This window comes from Candidatus Kurthia intestinigallinarum (assembly GCF_003991225.1).
GTDB classification, from domain to species: domain Bacteria; phylum Bacillota; class Bacilli; order Bacillales_A; family Planococcaceae; genus Kurthia; species Kurthia populi.
On sequence record NZ_JTFC01000029.1, the window covers coordinates 1 to 14,944 of the forward strand.

General features: G+C 33.1%; 18 protein-coding genes and 2 pseudogenes. 9 read left to right on the forward strand and 11 right to left on the reverse strand.

Annotated features, from left to right (window positions below):
• The 5 genes and pseudogenes from QI30_RS07760 to QI30_RS21345 all read left to right on the forward strand — a co-directional run.
• Positions 1 to 396, forward strand: a 396-nt coding sequence (locus tag QI30_RS07760) for an ATP-binding protein (protein WP_158620990.1), incomplete at its 5' end; no start/stop codon positions are given.
• A 365-nt stretch (positions 397 to 761) separates the two neighbouring features.
• Positions 762 to 1,082, forward strand: a complete 321-nt coding sequence (locus tag QI30_RS07765; protein ID WP_126990370.1) for an ArsR/SmtB family transcription factor — start codon at positions 762 to 764, stop codon at positions 1,080 to 1,082.
• 16 nt (positions 1,083 to 1,098) lie between these two features.
• The gene (locus tag QI30_RS07770; protein ID WP_126990371.1) at positions 1,099 to 3,579 is read left to right on the forward strand and encodes a heavy metal translocating P-type ATPase; all 2,481 of its coding nucleotides are present in this window, start codon (positions 1,099 to 1,101) and stop codon (positions 3,577 to 3,579) included.
• Between the two features lie 540 nt (positions 3,580 to 4,119).
• The gene (locus QI30_RS21340; RefSeq protein WP_425475031.1) at positions 4,120 to 4,509 is read left to right on the forward strand and encodes a helix-turn-helix domain-containing protein; all 390 of its coding nucleotides are present in this window, start codon (positions 4,120 to 4,122) and stop codon (positions 4,507 to 4,509) included.
• 228 nt (positions 4,510 to 4,737) lie between these two features.
• A pseudogene (locus QI30_RS21345) lies at positions 4,738 to 5,028 on the forward strand (IS3 family transposase); the annotation flags it as partial.
• 71 nt (positions 5,029 to 5,099) lie between these two features.
• Here the strand turns inward: QI30_RS21345 and QI30_RS07780 are convergent.
• The 3 genes from QI30_RS07780 to QI30_RS20395 all read right to left on the reverse strand — a co-directional run bounded on the left by QI30_RS07780 (position 5,100) and on the right by QI30_RS20395 (position 7,168).
• Positions 5,100 to 5,945 carry an alpha/beta fold hydrolase gene (locus QI30_RS07780; RefSeq protein WP_126990372.1) on the reverse strand — a complete coding sequence of 282 codons (846 nt, stop codon included), beginning with the start codon at positions 5,943 to 5,945 and terminating at the stop codon, positions 5,100 to 5,102.
• A gap of 258 nt (positions 5,946 to 6,203) precedes the next feature.
• Positions 6,204 to 6,755 (reverse strand): hypothetical protein, encoded by a 552-nt coding sequence (locus tag QI30_RS07785; RefSeq protein WP_126990373.1) that lies wholly within the window; start codon positions 6,753 to 6,755, stop codon positions 6,204 to 6,206.
• 236 nt (positions 6,756 to 6,991) lie between these two features.
• The gene (locus QI30_RS20395; protein WP_158620991.1) at positions 6,992 to 7,168 is read right to left on the reverse strand and encodes a hypothetical protein; all 177 of its coding nucleotides are present in this window, start codon (positions 7,166 to 7,168) and stop codon (positions 6,992 to 6,994) included.
• 361 nt (positions 7,169 to 7,529) lie between these two features.
• Between QI30_RS20395 and QI30_RS07790 the strand changes: the two genes are divergently transcribed.
• Positions 7,530 to 7,745 (forward strand): hypothetical protein, encoded by a 216-nt coding sequence (locus QI30_RS07790; RefSeq protein WP_126990374.1) that lies wholly within the window; start codon positions 7,530 to 7,532, stop codon positions 7,743 to 7,745.
• Positions 7,746 to 7,833: 88 nt separating this feature from the next.
• On the opposite strand, the gene QI30_RS07795 is transcribed toward QI30_RS07790, so the two are convergent.
• Positions 7,834 to 8,406, reverse strand: a complete 573-nt coding sequence (locus tag QI30_RS07795) for an SdpI family protein (RefSeq protein ID WP_126990375.1) — start codon at positions 8,404 to 8,406, stop codon at positions 7,834 to 7,836.
• Positions 8,407 to 8,419: 13 nt separating this feature from the next.
• Positions 8,420 to 8,677, reverse strand: coding sequence for an autorepressor SdpR family transcription factor (locus QI30_RS07800; RefSeq protein WP_126990376.1), 258 nt, complete (start codon positions 8,675 to 8,677; stop codon positions 8,420 to 8,422).
• 197 nt (positions 8,678 to 8,874) lie between these two features.
• On the opposite strand from QI30_RS07800, the gene QI30_RS21220 reads away from it, so the two are divergent.
• Entirely contained in the window at positions 8,875 to 9,357 is a 483-nt protein-coding gene (locus QI30_RS21220; protein WP_126990377.1) for a DUF1648 domain-containing protein, read from the forward strand.
• Between the two features lie 231 nt (positions 9,358 to 9,588).
• A complete protein-coding gene (locus QI30_RS07810) occupies positions 9,589 to 10,101 on the forward strand; it encodes an SH3 domain-containing protein (RefSeq protein WP_126990378.1) in 513 nt (170 codons plus the stop codon).
• A gap of 66 nt (positions 10,102 to 10,167) precedes the next feature.
• Here QI30_RS07810 and QI30_RS07815 read toward each other — a convergent pair whose 3' ends face one another.
• The 5 genes and pseudogenes from QI30_RS07815 to QI30_RS07830 form a co-directional block, all read right to left on the reverse strand.
• Positions 10,168 to 10,533 carry a hypothetical protein gene (locus QI30_RS07815; RefSeq protein WP_126990379.1) on the reverse strand — a complete coding sequence of 122 codons (366 nt, stop codon included), beginning with the start codon at positions 10,531 to 10,533 and terminating at the stop codon, positions 10,168 to 10,170.
• Between the two features lie 143 nt (positions 10,534 to 10,676).
• On the reverse strand, positions 10,677 to 11,225 hold the full coding sequence (locus QI30_RS07820; protein ID WP_126990380.1) for an SF0329 family protein: 549 nt from the start codon (positions 11,223 to 11,225) through the stop codon (positions 10,677 to 10,679).
• Between the two features lie 190 nt (positions 11,226 to 11,415).
• On the reverse strand, positions 11,416 to 12,054 hold the full coding sequence (locus QI30_RS07825; RefSeq protein WP_233600550.1) for a quinone oxidoreductase family protein: 639 nt from the start codon (positions 12,052 to 12,054) through the stop codon (positions 11,416 to 11,418).
• Between the two features lie 15 nt (positions 12,055 to 12,069).
• Positions 12,070 to 12,387: pseudogene (locus QI30_RS21225) on the reverse strand (alcohol dehydrogenase catalytic domain-containing protein); the annotation flags it as partial.
• A gap of 61 nt (positions 12,388 to 12,448) precedes the next feature.
• Positions 12,449 to 13,321 carry a hypothetical protein gene (locus QI30_RS07830; RefSeq protein ID WP_126990382.1) on the reverse strand — a complete coding sequence of 291 codons (873 nt, stop codon included), beginning with the start codon at positions 13,319 to 13,321 and terminating at the stop codon, positions 12,449 to 12,451.
• 150 nt (positions 13,322 to 13,471) lie between these two features.
• On the opposite strand from QI30_RS07830, the gene QI30_RS20400 reads away from it, so the two are divergent.
• The gene (locus tag QI30_RS20400; protein WP_158620992.1) at positions 13,472 to 13,630 is read left to right on the forward strand and encodes a hypothetical protein; all 159 of its coding nucleotides are present in this window, start codon (positions 13,472 to 13,474) and stop codon (positions 13,628 to 13,630) included.
• 88 nt (positions 13,631 to 13,718) lie between these two features.
• Here the strand turns inward: QI30_RS20400 and tnpB are convergent, their stop codons facing one another.
• Complete coding sequence (gene tnpB, locus QI30_RS07835; RefSeq protein WP_126990383.1) at positions 13,719 to 14,861, reverse strand: IS200/IS605 family element RNA-guided endonuclease TnpB; 1,143 nt, start codon at positions 14,859 to 14,861, stop codon at positions 13,719 to 13,721.
• Positions 14,862 to 14,944 lie beyond the last annotated feature (83 nt).

A 14,944-nucleotide genomic window follows, 5' to 3' on the forward strand; every position in this document is an offset into this window, starting at 1 on the left:
ACAAAAGGATATTCCGTACGTTTTATAACAGCAGATGATTTTATGGCCCAGTGTAAAATCTCTGATAGCAGAAATACACTGAATTATTTGATTAAAAGATTAAGCAAGCCAGATGTTTTAATTATTGACGAAATTGGTTATTTCCCATTTGACGAGCTAGCAGCTAATACCTTTTTTCAGATTGTTTCAAAACGTTATGAAAAAGGTTCAATGATTCTAACCTCTAACAAGTCTTACATTGAATGGGGCCACGTTTTTGGAGATGCTATTTTAGCTACAGCGATCCTAGATCGCCTATTACATCATTCAGTAACATTTAATATTAAAGGTGAATCTTACCGTATGAAAGAAAAGAAAAAAGCTGGGATATTCCCAGCTAATCATTTAACTACTTAACTCTATAATGGGGAATTTTATCCCGATATTATCGGAGAATTTAGAGGCGTTATTGACAATAGGATAATTATTGGACAGTCAATCTGTTTTTTATCTTGAAACACTGGTGTTTTAGTATACATTTAATTCTCCCCTAAAATATCCCATTTTATTCATTTTTGAATATAGCATTATTTTTCTAGTATTAATTTGATGGAAAAAATCTCAGAAAACATTACGTAAGCTGGATTTAATCATAGAATAAAATATTCAGGGAGTTTATTGAAACTTCAATTTGATTTTATTTTTTTGACAAACATATTAGTAATATGTAATATGATAAACATATTAATTTTTTCTAATATGTTTTGAGTGGAGGTAACTTTATGACAATTACAACGATGGAGACAAAATTAAAGTTTATTCATGGCTTTTCTAATAAAATTCGTTTACAAATTTTAGAAGCAATTAAATTTGAAGAAAAAACTGTATCACAAATCGTTGAGGAAACAAATGGAAATCAGTCGAACATTTCACAGCATCTTGCTTGTTTAAAGGGATGCGGGTTAATTGTTAGTCGTCAAGAAGGAAAATATGTGTATTACAGTTTACGTAACGCTAAAATTCATGAGCTTTTGGATATGTTTGATCTTGTATTAGAAGATGTAGAAAATGATGTTGCATGTTGTCAAAATCACGTGGATTAAGAAAGGGGAGGAGAGAATGAGTACAAAGAATGGAAAGAACACAGATTCTACAAGCTGTTGTTCGACAAAGTTAGAATCAAAAGTAGAGCAAGTATCGACATGTTGCTCAGCAGAGGATTCACAGATAGAGCCTACGAAGAAAGTTAAGAATTGTTGTTCAACTGAAGTACAAGTTCAAGAAGATGCACTGCCAGCAGATCAATCGATGCTGTCAAAAACGTACCGTATTGGTGGAATGGATTGTTCTTCCTGTGCAAAATCAATTGAAAAAGGTGTACAGCTCTTACCAGGTGTACAAAATGTGCAAGTAAACTTTAGTACAGCCAAAATGAGCGTCAATATGCATTCCGAAGCTTCCTTAGCACCAATTGCTAAAACGGTAGAACAACTAGGTTTTACAATCGAACAGCCGAATATAGGCGCACTTAAAACCTATACTATAGAAGGAATGGACTGTTCTTCCTGTGCAAAATCAATTGAAAATCATTTATTGACCTTGCCTGAAGTGACAGAAGCCACCGTTCAATTTTCTACAGGAAAACTAAAAGCAATGCATACTTTAACAGATGACATGCTTGCATCAGAAATACAGAAAATTGGATTTACACTTGTTAAGAAGGACGTCCCCCGTTCTAAAAAAATAGCCAAGGATACATGGGCAATGATTGCTTCTACAATATTAGTAGTAACAGGCTTTGGATTAACGTATACAAATGTCCCTGGGTTGGTGCCAACGATGCTATTTGCACTTGTCATTGTGATTAGTGGTTATAAGCCTGTACGAAGTGCTTTTTATGCTATTAAGAGTAAATCACTAGATATGAATGTACTAATGAGTGCTGCCGCGATTGGTGCTATATTGATAGGAGAATGGTTTGAAGGTGCAACCGTTGTTTGGTTGTTTGCAATTGGTACGTATTTACAAACACGCTCAATTGAAAAAACACGGCAATCCATTTCAAATTTAATGGATTTAGTGCCTCCTGAAGCTTGGGTAAAAGTTGATACAAATCTTGTAAAAAAACATGTAAGTACTATTCGCTTACACGAAACAATTGTCATTAAACCTGGAGAAAAAATCCCATTAGATGGAGAAGTTTTAAAAGGTGAATCAAGTGTTAACCAAGCACCAATTACAGGTGAATCGATTCCCGTAGATAAAAACATTGGCGACGCAATTTTTGCCGGTACAATTAATGAACATGGAACACTTGAAGTACAAGTGACAAAACTTGTGGGAGATACAACGATTGCAAAAATTATTCATTTAGTCGAAGAATCACAGGAAAAGAAAGCACCGACTGAAGCGTTTGTCGATAAATTTGCAGCAATTTACACGCCAATTGTGTTTATCGCAGCACTATTAGTCATTGTAATTCCCCCATTGTTAAGCTTTGGTGCATTTTCAGAATGGTTTTATAAAGGATTAGAATTATTAGTGGTTGCTTGTCCTTGTGCACTTGTCATTTCAACACCTGTAGCAATTGTATCAGCCATTGGCAATGCAGCAAGACATGGTGTACTCATTAAAGGCGGTACATTTTTGGAAATTGCCGGAAAAATTAATACCGTAGCATTTGATAAAACTGGTACATTAACTGAAGGTAAACCTGCTGTGACAAACGTTCATTATTTAGTAAAAGATGAGCAATGGGTGCGTAATCTTGCCTACACATTAGAAGCTTATTCTACACATCCAATTGCAGGTGCCATTACGACATATGTCAAACAGTTAGGTGCAGAAATTTTACTCGGTGAACAATTCAAAAATATCGTTGGGAAAGGTGTCCAAGCATCAGTTACAGGAGAAATGTATTTTGGAGGAAATGAAAAGTTATTTTTAGAGCTTGGAATCGATTTTACCTCTTATAAACCAGTGATTGACGAGTTAATTGAAACAGGTCATACAGTTGTTTTAATTGGCTCAAGTAAAGAGTTACTAGCATTGTTTGCGGTATCAGATCAAATTCGTTCAAGCTCGAAGACAGCTCTAACCTTATTGAAGCAGTCAGGTATTGATGAAACTGTGATGCTAACAGGTGATAATGCAGGCGCAGCAAAAACAATTGGACAGCAGGTGAATGTGACGCGTATCTTCTCGAATTTATTACCTGAAGATAAAGTAACAGTAATTCAGCAATTGCAGCAAGAAGGTAAAAAGGTAGCAATGGTAGGTGATGGTATTAACGATGCCCCAGGATTAGCTACAGCAGATCTTGGTATTGCCATGGGTGGAGCTGGAACAGATACAGCAATGGAAACAGCAGATATTGTCTTGATGGCTGATAATTTAGAGAAATTACCACATACGATGCAATTAAGCCGAAAATCTTTAACGATTATTAAGCAAAATATTATCTTCTCAATTGCTATTAAAGCCCTTGCATTAATACTGATTTTTACAGGGAATTTAACCTTATGGATGGCTGTTTTAAGTGACACAGGGGCTGCGTTATTAGTAATATTAAACTCATTACGCCTAATCCGATTTAAATAATATTGTATAAAAAGCCATGGCCATTATTTTAATAATGACTATGGCTTTTTTGTATATAATTGAACCTAAAAGTGGTAAAACGAATTTTTTCATTGTACTATTAAGTTCTATTTGTATATTACTATATTAAAAATATCAGCATAAGAGGTGTAAATCTGATTAAAAAATCTAAAAACACTAATATAATACTGCTAGTTTTCAGTATTATACTCACAATTATTGTAACTTCTATCGTGGGTATCAAAAAACACCCGGATGCAAATTATCTCGGATTTCCTTTTGATTGGATAGTTATCCATTCTAACAATAAGTTATACCTTTCCTTTACTCGGCTTAGTATTTAATATAATTATTTTTTATTTTTTGGTAAGATTAATAATTTTTATTTCAAAAAAATTATTAATCAAAAAAATGCTTAACTACCATTAATACCTACAAAACATCACATCACAAAAAAGTCCTAATCGGTGTAGCACCCCAAAAGTTTGAACTGTACCCCAATTGTTAGATACATCTAACAATTGGAGGTGCAGTTTTTATATGGCGAAATTTACAGCGAATGAAAAATTACAGGCTACTTTAAGCGATTTAGAAGGCAAAGAAAGTTTGCGTGAAATTGCTAAAACGATTGGAACGGATCATAAAGCTATTCAAAATTGGGTGAAACAATATGAGTATCATGGTGTAAAAGCGTTTGTAAAACGGTACACAAATTGTTCAGCACAGTTTAAACTAGACGTACTAAATTACATGATTGAACATGGTACGTCCTTACTTGAAACAGCAGCTATATTTAATATAGCTGCTCCATCTACAATCCGTAGTTGGCGAAAACAGTATGAAACACAAGGATTCGATGCCCTTCAGTCAAAGAAAAAGGGGCGTCCATCCATGAAAAAAGAAACGAACAACCGAAACAGACACCAGTAGAAGGCTCACCAGAAGCACTTCAAGCCGAAATCGACCGTCTACGTATGGAAAACGAGTATTTAAAAAAGTTGAACGCCTTAGTTCAAGTCAAGGAAAAGTCACCAAAGAAGACAAAGTAAAGGTCATCTATGAATTAAGGCATGAATACCCGGTGAAAGCGCTTGTGGCATTCGCAGAAATTCCACGTAGCACATACTACAATTTAGTAAAGAAGATGAATCGACCAGAACCTCGGATCAAGGTTGGCATTACCAAATGAAACAATATCGTCATACGCTTGAATCCAGAGGCATTATTCAAAGTATGTCACGTAAAGGTAACTGTTACGACAATTCCGTAATGGAGAATTTCTTTGGCATACTAAAATCTGAATTCCTATATTTAAAGGAATTTGAAAGTGTAGAACACTTTAAGCAACAACTAGAAAACTATATATACTATTACAACACGAAACGCATTAAGGCAAAATTAAAACTGAGCCCGGTACAATGCCGAACTCAGTTTATCCAAGCTGCCTAATGAAATAGCCATGTCTAACTTTTAGGGGTCACTTCAATTAATGATTCGTGGTTTTTTATTACACATATGTATTAAATGGTTATTTCATCAAGAAAAGTTCGGTATTCTTTTAAAAACCGTTCTTTTTCTTCTAAAAAGGGATAATGGTTACTTTCATCCATAATAACTAATTTGGATGTCGAAATTAATTCATTCATTTCAATCGAGTATTCTACTGGACATTGAACATCGTACTTACCACAAATAATTAGAGTAGGCGCTGAAATGAATTTTAGTTTTCTAGTAACGTCAAATAGTTGAATTTCTCTATCAAAAAAATTTAATCTACTGGCTGACATATCTTTTGCTATATTTAATGAAAAATAATCTTCGTATTTATTAGGGCTATATAAAGATAGCTTTGTACGTTCAATTTTCAATTCGTTACGTATGTCTACGGAAAGATTTTTATTTTTAAGTGATTTGAATAGATTTTGCATTTTTTCAAAATGTGGATGCTCATTATTATAAATGCAATTTTTTGAAAAAGTCATATAATCTCTAGCCGCTGCTCCGACAATGATTTCAAAATTAAGTGATTCAGAAAAATAAATGCCATAAATTATACCAAGTATTCCCCCAGTAGAATGTCCAGCATAGGACCATTTTTCAAACCCTAAACCTTCTCGAATCGCTTCTAAATCAAATACAGTTTCTAATAATCCAAGCTGATACGAGTGTTTTACTTTTGGAGAATTACCACACTCTCTTAAATTCACTAAAAATACACGATGATTTTCTATAAATGTGTTCGCAAAATAATCTCCTGAAGTGTTAAAGGATGAATAATTGTGCGTAATACAAAGAGGAGTTCCACTTCCTTTTACAAAGACCTCAAATGTTCCTCTTGATGTTTCAATTAAATGCTGTTCCCACATTTTCGACACCTCATATTCACTATTTTTTTAAAAAACTAAAAAAATAGCTCTATTCTTAAGATTTTCTATCACTACAATCTTACATATTTACTATATCAATCTCGAATAAATAATCATTATTAATGGAATAGATGTTATCATAATGCAGTTTAAAACAATTAAGACCTGAGTAGCATTTAAAGTAATCGATTCCAAAGAGCCAGTCAATCGGTAAGTAGACGAGTTTTTTTGTGAGTTGCTAAGCTCGGATCGTATGAGCTATTCATAATTATTTAGGTGTTCGAGTTGTTTTCTAATTTCTTTCAATTCACTTTTTCCACTTACTATACTCAAAACATTTCCATCATATTTGATTGTAACTAACATAAAGTTACTGGAATCAAGCAAATCGAATTGAATTTCTTCATCTATAATTTCTTTCTTAAAACACGTATTACAATTTGTATAAAAGTTCAATCGCCCGTAGCCCGCATAAGCAGTCATATACCCCAGCATTTCTATAAACAATTCATTGTCGTCAATCTTAGCTTCGAAATGGTATGTGTCACTTTTTAACTTTTGGATGGTGTATGTACTATTGCCAGAAGTAAATAAATTCCCTATTTCTTGTACATCGAAATCAAATATTTCTAAATGCATATAGATTGGGAAATCTACCAAAGACATTAAGAATTTTTCCCCATCTTTCGATTCAATTAATTGTTTTTCAAAATAAAGCGTTAATTCTTCCATTTCCATTTCTTCTAGGTTATTAAACTGATAGTGATTTTCATCAAAAACGCTCTTTTGTTCATAGTCTTCTTTTTCCATTTTTACTTTCTCCTTTCTAAGCATAACCATAATTAATACCGACTTTTAATTTGTAATCTTCATAGTATTAACAAAAAAGTCACGGATCAATATTGATTGTGGCTTGTTTATTAAACTATTTATTTTTGTATGTATTAAAATTTAAATAAAAATTTCCATATTCTTTTAAGAATTTTTCTTTTTCTTCATTAACTAATTGCTTAAGAGCTCATTGATTCTAAAGAAAACGTCTCCTGCTATTCATGTCCCATATTATCGCTATCCTTACTAATCGGGTCTACTACTTCCCCATCTTTATTTATCATAATGCTGTCGTTATCCTGATTATCCTCATTCAAAAAGCCATAATAAATAAAACCACCCAAAACAATAATAGCTACCGTTGTTAATAGGATAGCAATTTTCTTTTTCATCTGTTCATCATCTCCCTACATCTAAGTTTACTCACTTTATAATACCAAAAAAATACATTAAGTAAAATTTATGGATGAAAGCAACATCATTTTTTCTTATGTACTTTCCAAAATCATAGTATTAATTAGAGAAGTCATCTAATAATTGATCTAATTCATTTAATTTTTATACATTTCTTAGATATAATATTTCATTTGATTCTTTAAAATGAAGGAAATGTGAGCTTCCCAAATTATAATTTAGGCGCGTTTATTTAACCTTCTTTGCGACCTAAAAAAATCATATTTGATATAATAAATATATAAAATGCTATTTATGTATTTTTTTGTAATATTTTAAATAGAAATCAGGAGGTATTTGGTGGAAAAGAAAAAATTAATTATATTTTTAAGTTTCGTTTTATTATTTATATCGCTTTTTGTATCTATTTTTATTTTATTATTTAATGGCTATTACAAAGCGGCACTAATCTTATTTGGCGTGTTAATGTTCTTAATTACTCTTATTACTAATTCAACTTCTACAGATAATGAAGTATATATTTATAAAAAAATTCACGAAAATAATAGAAAATAAAGTCTTATACACTTCCACAAATCATAGTATTAACTAAAAAAGCCACAATCAATATTGATTCGTGGCTTTCCCTTTTTCCTAGATGAATTTATGATACACTTAACATTTTTCTGTGGTATGCGTATGAAACCAATGTAGCAATAATAACGATACATAGCACTACGGATAAAATGATAATCTCTGTATTTTCTTTAAATAAAATTGACAGGCAAATCGCAAGTATTCCAGCTAACATCAACAGATAGCCTGCAAAGAAATTTGATTTTCGCCAAACGATTTCATTTGAAAGTGTCCACGGTAATCTTAACCCAAATGCAGCATTCGGCTTTGTACGTGGCATAAAATTACCTAAAATGAACATCATAATCCCAACTATTATCCCCGCATAAACATCATTCGTTATTTCTATTGGCTTCTCTAACAAGATAAAACTAATTTGGAATGTAATCAATACACATTGGCTTAAAAGAGTCATTAAGAGAATGGTGCTTTTAGAGCCGCTATTTTTTTGACTTCTTGCTGTTATAACGGAAGTAATAGCCGTAAGCACTAAACAAATCGGGAGCACCCACTTTGCGATAAAGTCCTCTACATAAATATCTGATGTAAATATAGCGATCAACATACTAACGATTGGAATACAAACTATAAAGAATTTCATCTTCTGTCTCTCCTCACTGTTTTAGTTTTAATATCCAGCTATAAATATCTTGAAGAACGGTTGTATTTAACGAGTAATAAATGAATTGTCCCTTTTTCTCTTGTGTTATTAACCCTGCTGTTTTCAATATTGTTAAATGATGTGAAATACTTGGCTTACTAATTGAAAAATAATCAGCAATTTCACCAGCTGTTAAATCTTTTTCTTTCAGTCTATCAAGTATTTCCCTCCTTGTTGGGTCTGCTAGAGCTTTAAATACATCATTGCTCATTTTGTCACCACACTTATTTAGTTAGTTAGGTAATCATCTAAATACAGTTTAAAATAAAAAACAATAAATGTAAATAATGGAATAAATAAAAAATACCAAATCGACGTTTTTGAAACTTATTTTGTATGCTTATTACAACTAATAATGAACATACTAATGTTATAATGGATAATAATGTAAAATAGAGGTGTTGATAATTGGCAATCAGTAAATTCAGGTTAACTTTTTTACTACTAGCAATAATCGTTTTTGGCTATCATTTTTTTAATTTAATTTCACTTTGGTCTACGATACCATCAAAAATTGCAATTCATTTTACAAATGATACGCCAGATCAATGGGGATCTAAATATGTACTATTCATCTTACTATTTTTGAGTTTTCTTATATGGTATTTCATGAACTTACTTATTAAATATCTTATTAAATCCCCTCACAAGATGAATTATATAAATTTAACAGAAGCAAATAAAACGACTCAATTTGTACGCTCTCAAAAAATGGTGATACTACTTCAATTCTGTATCTTTATCTGCCTAATCTTCGCAAATGAAGCACTTTTAAATTATTCAGCTGACCTTAATCATACAATAGCTTTTTCAATATCACTTACATTTTTAGGTCTGTGTGTCATCCTTCCTTTCTATAATCTATTTTGGGCAGCAAGATTGAACTATTAAACTAAGTAAATAAGCGTAACTTCCTCTGTAAATTGGTGAGTAGCACTATATGCCATTGAGTAAATTATTTTGAATATCCAAATAATACTTACTTAATGTGCGCAACTAAATTAAATAAATATATATTTCGAAACATGAAATTTATATAAAAATAGTAATATATTAACTATAATTCTAATATATGAGTGTTATACTGTATTATGAACGAAATTTGAAGGGATGCGTTATTATATGAAACATATTGGAAAATTAACTATGGCCGCTGTTGTTGCAGCTTCTACTCTTTCTGCTACAAGTGCTCAGGCAGCAGTATCTACTACAACAAAATACGCTGTTTTTGAAGATTTAACAGGAAGCTTAAATATTCGTGCAAGTGCGAGCACGAAATCTAAAGTAGTTGGAAAATATGCATTTAATGCCAAAGTAAAAGTTATTAAAAGCTACAACAAAAATTGGTATCAAGTCCTTTATAAAGGTAAAAAACGTTATGTAAGTAAACAATATGTAGCGAAGTTACCAGCTGTAATTGCTCTTGGTTCAGCTAATACAAGCAAAGGTGTAAATTTAAACGTGCGTGCTTCTAAAAGCTCGAAATCAAAAATCATTGGTACGTATAAAAACAATCAAGATGTTCAAATCAGCTATGCTGGTTATAACTCTCCTTGGTACCAAGTCGTATACAAAGGAAAAGTAGGTTATGTTCATTCAGATTATATTGATAATATCCGTGAACTTTTATCTTAATTAATTGAATATATAAGCAAAAAAAGCAGACCAATCAGGCTGCTTTTTTTTGCTTATTAGAGACAATTAAACACCAAAATGAATCATCCATTTATCCATTTTTATTGCTTCCTCAATTTTCACCATCAATTGTTCAAGTTCTTCCGATTTGTACTTATCATTTGCCTCACTCACAATTTTTAAAAAGTAAGTATGAGAACTCGGTGGTATCAATGTTATTCCGTAATAGCAGAGATCATTATACGGTCTATCTGGGCTATTTGCGAATGTTTGTAATTTTTCTATTTTTTCACCAAAATCAGTATTACATAAGTCGTCAATAAAATCTCCATCTATGGTTATACAATCACCTATTTTAGGGTAATATCCATTGTCTTCTGCTTCTATTTCTTCTATATCCTCAATTATTCCAAACTCATGTACATAAGGCATCTTAACCACTCCTTCATCTTACCGAATATATACCGATGTTATCTTAAACTTCTATTAATCTCTATATAATGTTCCCAAAGTAACTAATACAAAAAATAGTCCTACCTATTCGATTGAGCCTCCAAAAACGACATTTGGAAAAGTTATACTGCTAATCTTATATTTTCTGCTTCACAACGTATTTTAAAGAAGTCTTGTACTAATATGTGTTCATTTGTCATTGTGTCCTTCATCCTTAGTAATGTTCTTTTTCCAACACGTCTGTCCAAAAGACATAATATTTTAAGCAGAATGTCATTTGACTGTAAACATTCCTCAATTGACATGTCAAAATATATTTCTAATGCAGAAAAGAAATCGTATTGTCCGTAAATGGCTTCTTCTTTCAATTGTTGATACGCTTGCTCTTGAATGTCTAAAATATTCACTCGGTCTTCGGAGTCAAAATCATCAAACTGTTGTTGAATTGATCGTTCTCGGTAATATTCCTCTCGCTCTGCTGTGATTGTACACATATTTAACTTCTCTATTTTATCTACTGTAATGACAGCTCTACCCAGTTGGTCGTGAGCATGTCGATAATTAATCACTTGAAAGTCTACTCTTGAACGCAAAGATTCACAGGTGAAGCTTTTCAAGCGTTTTTTTGCTTTACTCCATTTTGGACTATACAATAAAAAAACCTCCTGAATTTATGTGTATTAATTATAAATCATACATCTAAAATCCGCTTTTTAGGAAACAAAATCTCTCAAATTCCGTAACCACCGATAACACTTTTTCTTAGGTACTTTCATGCATCGTGATATTAAATAGAAAAGCCACGATCATTTATTCGTGACTTTTTTTACATATTATATAAGTTCTTACTGCACTCAAAATTTAAACTTTAAGTAAAACTTTCCCTTCGTAATTACGACTTTCAATTAGTTGATGTGCTTCTGCTGCATCACTTAATTTAAATATGTGCGCTATCGGTAGATTGAGCTGTTTAGAATCGAATAGTTCGATTACTTTTTTTGCAATTGGCGCTAATCGCTCGGGATGATATTTTCTCGTTGTCCCTAGACTAAAGCCCTTAATATTTCTGCAGCTACTATGAACATCACTTGTTTTAAATGTACCCACTTTATCACTACTATTACCAAATTGAACAAGTGTGCCATATAAAGCTAAGCATTCTAAACTCTCGCTTGTAATATCACCCGCAACCGAATCAAAAATGACATTCGCACCTTCATTATTCGTTTGCTTTAACACTTCCTCTTTAAACGTTTCGTACGTACATACCACATCTACCCCTAATTTTTTCACATAATTCGCTTTTTCTAAATTGCCCACTGTCGCAATGATTTTTTCAACACCTGCTAATTTTGCCAATTGTACGAGCATCGAACCAACACCACCAGCAGCACTATGAATAACAAGAACATCTGTTTTTGTTATTTGTCCGATTTCATGTAACAGCATGTACGATAAAATTGATACAGTTGGCATGGCTGCAGCTTGTTCAAATGACAAACTATCTGGAATCTTAAAAACTAACTTTTCGTTTGCAATCACATATTCTGCATATGAACCATTTTTAGAAAAAGCAATGACGCGATCCCCTATCGAAAAAGGCGAATTAGTATCCGTTTCAACAATTGTCCCAGCAACGTCTAAACCTAAAATTAAAAGGAAATTGCCTGTTCCTTTATTTCCAATACGTGTTTTAATATCTGCATAATTGATACTCGTAAAAGTTGATTTAATTAAACATTCTTGGTCTTTGATTTTTGGCGTTTCAATCTCTTCATATGAAAGTACACTTGCATCGCCAAACTTCTGTTGTACAATCGCTTTCCTATTTATTTACAACTACTTTCACTCTAAAATAGAACACTATTTGCACGCAATGTCACTCTTATAGTTACTAAATCACCCTATAAGTAAGCATATTTAATTGGCTCCATTCCTTGTCTAACTGTGATTTCGAAAGAATTTTCCAAGGATTAAATATGGTTTGACCATGCTTATTGAAAAATAGATTTTCTCCAATACAGTAAGCCGCATGTTGTATGACACCATCTGTATCTTGCCAAACAGCTACGTCACCTTTTACTAAAGTCTTTGTTTCTATATTTTGATAGTGGCATTGTTTAAGCTTTTCTAAAAATGTATTTTGATGAATCCATTCATCAATAATCCAGGAGCATTTTCCTTCTGTAACAGCATAAAGTACTGCTGCTAAACAATTTGACCCTTGTTTTGTACCAAATGTATTCGCAAATTCACGTAGAAAAATCGGGGCATTCACAGGAAGTTCTTTACATTCTCCTTTATCCCACCACTCATATACCATTGTTTCGAGTAGCTGCACCTTAGTGGACGAGCTCATTTTTTCCCACATAGCTCGTTGCAAGATAACATGACCATCATGGATATAATCAGCTGGCACATCCTGGCGATTTTGAATAAATGAAAGGGGAACGGTCATACCTCGCTCACATTGAAGTTGAGCCATTAAAATCTTTGTTCTTTCAGCATTTGATAATTGCTCGATCCAACCGCTTTCCGCAATGATCACGTACTGTGCTCGTTTTATATTCCAGTATTCATAACTATTCGTGTAGTGAATTTGGTTATAGGTACTATGATTGAAAAACTCATCAATAGGCATCGCAAGAATGGCGAACGTATTCGTTAGTTTTTTGTATTGCTCCTCTGTTAAAAAGAATACATCCTTCTCTGGTACATAATTCGCAATCCATGCTGTAATTACAGTTGGTGTCGGTTTTATTTGCATTGGCTTTTGCTCCTTCATTTAAGTCTCTCTTTATTAAGGTGAAAATAATTAGTAACTGTTTTATTCTTATAGAACATTATTAATTATGTAGTTTAATAACCATCTTACTATGTTAAAATTACTGCAGCCTTGTCTTAAAGGAGGAGTTTGATGAAAAAAATCGGCCATTGGATAATTGTATTTTTAGGTGTTGTAGTTACTTTAAGTTTAAGTCCACTATCAAGCGTAAATCTTAGTGGGAGTAGCGAATTAAATACTCAAAAGATAGTTGAACTACCCCCACTTAGCCGTTCTTCGAACGTTGCTTGAAGTGGGAGATTCCTACGAACAGTGCTTGCTTGTTTCCACTTGCTTGAAACAGCGGCTTCACTTTTTTAGTAGGCTATCCCCGTAGTTCCTACGGTTGTTGCTTTAAAAGTCTTAACCCTTCGATTAAGATATTCTTACTTGCATTAATATCTCGGTCTAGTGTCGTACCACAAGATGAACAAGTCCACACACGAATAGCTAATGGTTTCTTGCCATCTCGATGACCACAGGCATGACAAATTTGGCTCGATGGGAAGAATCTGTCGATTTCGACAATTTTTCGATCGAACCATTTTGCCTTATATTTTAGCTTGGTCACAAATTCAGACCATGACACATCCGCTATCGCTTTCGCTAACTTATGATTTTTCAACATGCCTTTTGTGTTTAAGTCTTCAAGACAGATGACGTCATAGTGACGAATCAATTCCGTTGACAGTTTATTCAAAAAATCTTCTCGTTGAAACGCGACACGCTCACGCAAACGAGCCACTCTACGACGTTGCTTTTGGTAGTTCATGCACTCACGTAGGTTACGACCTTCTTTTTTCGCTTGCTCATAGCGACGTGATAATTTGCGCTGCTCACGTTTTAACTTTTTCTCCATCTTAGCCGTAAAGCGTTGGTTATCCACTCTACGTCCAGTAGACAGAATCGCAAAATCGGTGATACCTAAATCAATTCCTACAGCTTCATTTGTTTGAGGCAATGGCTTAAAGTCTGGTACTTCGCATTGGACAGACACGTAAAACGTACCACTCGCATTGTATTTAATGGTTGCGCGCATAATGCGACCTTCAATATTACGTGACTTCGCAAATTTTACGAGTCCTAGTTTTGGTAGCTTCATTTGATTACCGATAATCGCAATATTGTTATTCGTATTCTTCGTAGTATAACTTTGAACGGGATTCTTTTTACTTTTAAAGCGAGGATAGTTATTTTGCTTTTGAAAGAAACGCTGAAAAGCGTCTAGTAAATTTTCATAAGAGGCTTGTAATGCCACACTATCTACGTTGCGTAGCCATGCCGTATCCTCTTGTTTCTTCATTTTCGTGAGCATTTTGGACATAATGGAACGATTCAACCCTTTTCCTTCTTCTTTATAAGAAGTATTCCACAACGCAAGAAAATGGTTGTAAACAAAACGACAATGCCCATGGGTTTGATGGATGAGCGCTTGTTGGTCTTTATTTGGGTAGATACGGAATTTATACGCTTGATGTGGCATGACAGACACCTCCTTTTTTTGAATAGTATAACGGGAACAGATGTTCTTTTCAACAAATTAGTACTGGCAGAATCATTGGGTTC

Excerpts from the sequence above, each read along its gene's own strand:
- QI30_RS07765 (WP_126990370.1), top strand. The coding sequence starts at position 762 with ATGACAATTACAACGATGGAGACAAAATTAAAGTTTATTCATGGCTTT.
- QI30_RS07770 (WP_126990371.1), top strand. The coding sequence starts at position 1,099 with ATGAGTACAAAGAATGGAAAGAACACAGATTCTACAAGCTGTTGTTCG.
- QI30_RS21340 (WP_425475031.1), top strand. The coding sequence starts at position 4,120 with ATGGCGAAATTTACAGCGAATGAAAAATTACAGGCTACTTTAAGCGAT.
- QI30_RS07780 (WP_126990372.1), bottom strand. The coding sequence starts at position 5,945 with ATGTGGGAACAGCATTTAATTGAAACATCAAGAGGAACATTTGAGGTC.
- QI30_RS07785 (WP_126990373.1), bottom strand. The coding sequence starts at position 6,755 with ATGGAAAAAGAAGACTATGAACAAAAGAGCGTTTTTGATGAAAATCAC.
- QI30_RS20395 (WP_158620991.1), bottom strand. The coding sequence starts at position 7,168 with ATGAAAAAGAAAATTGCTATCCTATTAACAACGGTAGCTATTATTGTT.
- QI30_RS07795 (WP_126990375.1), bottom strand. The coding sequence starts at position 8,406 with ATGAAATTCTTTATAGTTTGTATTCCAATCGTTAGTATGTTGATCGCT.
- QI30_RS07800 (WP_126990376.1), bottom strand. The coding sequence starts at position 8,677 with ATGAGCAATGATGTATTTAAAGCTCTAGCAGACCCAACAAGGAGGGAA.
- QI30_RS07810 (WP_126990378.1), top strand. The coding sequence starts at position 9,589 with ATGAAACATATTGGAAAATTAACTATGGCCGCTGTTGTTGCAGCTTCT.
- QI30_RS07815 (WP_126990379.1), bottom strand. The coding sequence starts at position 10,533 with ATGCCTTATGTACATGAGTTTGGAATAATTGAGGATATAGAAGAAATA.
- QI30_RS07830 (WP_126990382.1), bottom strand. The coding sequence starts at position 13,321 with ATGCAAATAAAACCGACACCAACTGTAATTACAGCATGGATTGCGAAT.
- QI30_RS20400 (WP_158620992.1), top strand. The coding sequence starts at position 13,472 with ATGAAAAAAATCGGCCATTGGATAATTGTATTTTTAGGTGTTGTAGTT.
- tnpB (WP_126990383.1), bottom strand. The coding sequence starts at position 14,861 with ATGCCACATCAAGCGTATAAATTCCGTATCTACCCAAATAAAGACCAA.